This is a genomic window from Baaleninema sp., assembly GCF_049974805.1.
GTDB lineage: Bacteria > Cyanobacteriota > Cyanobacteriia > Cyanobacteriales > Geitlerinemataceae > Baaleninema.
Map to the genome: position 1 here is coordinate 1 of NZ_JBNGCO010000213.1, position 2,920 is coordinate 2,920.

Sequence of the window (2,920 nt, forward strand, 5' to 3'; positions counted from 1 at the left end):
TTACGAATTCGGGCAAACGATTGTTGGGTCGATTTCAGAAGTGGGAGAGCGCGATACCTATACCTTCGAGGGAGCGCCCGGACAACTGCTGTATCTGGATAACTTAGCCTACAGCCTTTCTATTAAAGCGACCCTTACTTCTCCGAGCGATCGCCACGTTCAAACGCTTTGGTTGAGCGGGAACGATCCGAATCCCGTTCTCCTAAACGAAGCGGGAACCTACACTCTCGAAATTGATGGGTATCGAGAACAACAGGGCGATTACTCGCTTCGTCTTCTCGACTTAATGGCGGCGCCGACTGTCGCCCTCGATACAGAAATAACGGGCGATTTTGGCGAAAGCCGTCGCGCTGCCGATGCCTACCGCTTGACTGGTGAAGCCGATCGAACGCTGTTTTTCGATCGACTCGCTGGCGATTCTCCAAATTATTACCAACTCTACAACTCGGCGGGTAATAGGTTATTTGGGCAATGGCTCAATACGGATGACGAGACAACGCTACCTCGAGACGGAGAGTACGTTCTCGTTTTCGACGGTCGTAACGGTACTGACAAGAGTTACCAGTTAGAAATCGTCACGCCAGAATTTCCAACGTTCGATCTAACGTTGGGTGAAACCGTAACGAACGCGCTCACTGAGCCGGGAGAGCAACATACGTATACATTTACCGGAAAACTGGGTCAGACGCTGTTTTACCAGCCTCTCTTCCGGTCGAGTTCTCTGGATGTTTCCTTACTCGACGAAAATGGTAAAGAACTGTGGTACCAGGATCGCAAACCGTTGACTTTGAGTAAAGACGGTACGTACCAACTCGTCGTTGATGGAGACCAAGATACAGTAACCGGTTATGGCTTCCAACTGTTCGATCTCGCCTCCAGTCCCGAACTCCCTCTCGACATCGAACTTTCGGGTGACTTCGGAACCAGCGAACGAGAAGCCATACTGTACCAGTTTGAAAACGACGCTCGAACGCATCTATATTTCGAGGCGACTGGAGAATCAACGGACCGGTACGTCCTCTATGCTCCCGACGGAACTAAGGTTTTTAGCGATCGAAGGTTCGATCTCGATCTCGAGCAGGAGCTGACGGACGAAGGAACCTATACATTAGCGTTGTTTGGGAACGGCGGAACGCGCAACGATTACGCTCTAACCGTTCGTGCTGCCACGTTTGATTCCCTATCGCTTCCTTTCGGTCAAGTGGTAGAAGGAACCTTGGAGGGAGCAGGCGATCGCCACATGTATGAGTTTACTGGTGGTATCGGTCAGTCTCTGTTCTTTGATGGATTATCCGCCGATACCTCTTTAACGGCAAGGCTTTTGGGTTCCGGTGGTCACACCATATTGTCTATCAGCCCGGATGAGGATTGGTCGCAACCCCTAACATTGACAGAAAGCGGCCCCTATCGTCTCGAAATTGATGGTGAGAATACTGCCCTAGGCGATTACAGTTTCCGCTTGAGTGACCTCAGTGCCGTTCCATCCCTGCCTCTGGGCGAGTCGGTGTCTGGAACCCTCTCGGACTCTGAGGTTGAACTTTATCAAATCGAGGGAACCGCCGGGCAAGTTTTGGATTTCGATTGGCTCTGGGCAGATAATGGAGTGAGCTGGAACCTTTACGGTCCGGGGAATCAAGGACTTGCCAGCCGATATGGAAATAGCACAAGTTCTGATTTTGAGGCCACGCTACCCCTCGATGGACGCTATACCTTGGCTGTGGACTCCTCAAGTTCAGGAGAGAATGCGTATTCCTTTGAGGTGACTGACATGGCAACCGAGGCCATAGCAACGAGTGGTCTCGGTCAGGAATTTACGGGGACTCTGTCAAGTGGCGAGAATCAAACCCATCGGTTTACCGCCTCGGCTGGGATGCAGGTTTATGTTGATAACTTGACGGACAACTATTTTCGCACGCGACTGGTTGCGCCCGATGGTACAGATGTTCTCAATCGTTATAGCCGTCGTGACATCGGTCTCGTCACCCTACCTCAAACCGGTGAGTATGTCGTAGATGTTTCGTCAGGGAGCGGCGATTACGGTCTGAATATCTTAGAGTTATCCCAAGAGGCCTCTGAACTCATCGAAATTGGTCAGGCAATCTCGGGAACGACCGATGGTCTCGATGCTCAAGTGTACAGTTTTGATGCTCAGACCGGACAACGGATTTTGTTGAACGGAATGACCGGACGGAATGTCCATGCTGCACTGTACACTCCCAACGGCGAGCTAGTATTTTCCCAGGGATTGTATGATTCGAGAGATACCGCTCCTGAGACTCTCGATCTAGATGGAATTTATCATCTGGTAATTTCTGGCCAAAACAATAATGCTAACGAGTACCAATTCCAACTCCTTGATTTGAGTGCCGGTCGTGACGTCAAGTTACGGATGCCCGTTGACGGCAGCTTGCCCACCGGTCAGTACGGAGATGTTTATAAACTTGAGGGCCAAGCCGACCAACGCCTGTATTTCGATCTGTTGCAAGGTACATCGAACTCCTATTGGGAACTCTACGACCCCAATTATCAATTAATTGAAAGAGCACGCTTTAATACAGACTTGGAAGATGTTCTGTTGCCCGAGGATGGGGACTATACGCTCTATCTCGAAGGGGGAACCTCGACATCTCCCCTGCACTATCGTTTCCAAGTCTGGACAGACAGCGATCGCGCCGATATTATCACCCCTGGAGATGGCCGCACGGCAGCGGGTGGAGACGGGGCGTTGTTTGAATTTCCGGTCGCCCTGAATGTAGCTGACGGAAACGGGGGAACAGCGGTTCAGGACTATAGGATTCGCTTAATGCCCGACCCGTCCAATACCGCTCCTGAGATTCTCAGTACGCCACGAACTGATTTCGGACTTGACCAAAAATAATGGGTTTCAAGCCCCGCCCTTCCAGGGCGGCATTAGGTGTGC

At 51.2% G+C, this 2,920-nt stretch carries 1 pseudogene; it reads left to right on the plus strand.

Features of this window, described 5'->3' with window-relative positions:
• Positions 1-2,878: pseudogene (locus ACP5D4_RS21345) on the plus strand (putative Ig domain-containing protein); the annotation flags it as partial.
• Positions 2,879-2,920 lie beyond the last annotated feature (42 nt).